This is a genomic window from Parapedobacter sp. ISTM3 (assembly GCF_016533505.1).
Lineage (GTDB): Bacteria > Bacteroidota > Bacteroidia > Sphingobacteriales > Sphingobacteriaceae > Parapedobacter > Parapedobacter luteus.
Genome location: NZ_JAENGN010000085.1, coordinates 1 through 331 on the forward strand (window position 1 = coordinate 1; position 331 = coordinate 331).

The 331-nt window shown below is 46.8% G+C and carries 1 pseudogene; it reads right to left on the minus strand.

Features of this window, described 5'->3' with window-relative positions:
• Window positions 1-331 (minus strand): annotated as a pseudogene (locus JHJ32_RS22740) (conjugative transposon protein TraJ); the annotation flags it as partial.

The window sequence follows — 331 nt, forward strand, 5'->3', positions numbered from 1 at the left end:
CGCCTGAAAGAGAATTTCCAGTAGATTGCGAAACCAATCCTTTATGGCTTTCTCTATCTTGTACGCTTGCCTGTCCATATACATACCCGCCATTGTTCCAATGTCGGAGGGCGACCATCCCAGTTCGTCCAGTTTTTTATCAAACTCTTCGTCTGATACCATATAGGCGGTTTCGGGGTTCCTTACCATTGCCTCATATTCCAACTGGTCTTTCTGCTGTTGCAGCTTGTTCAGGTCAAGCACCTGGTCTTCCAGTATTTGGTGGGTCCCTACTACCACTGGGCTTAATACCGCATTGATGGTTCCCAAAACGATGGTCGGAAAGAACATA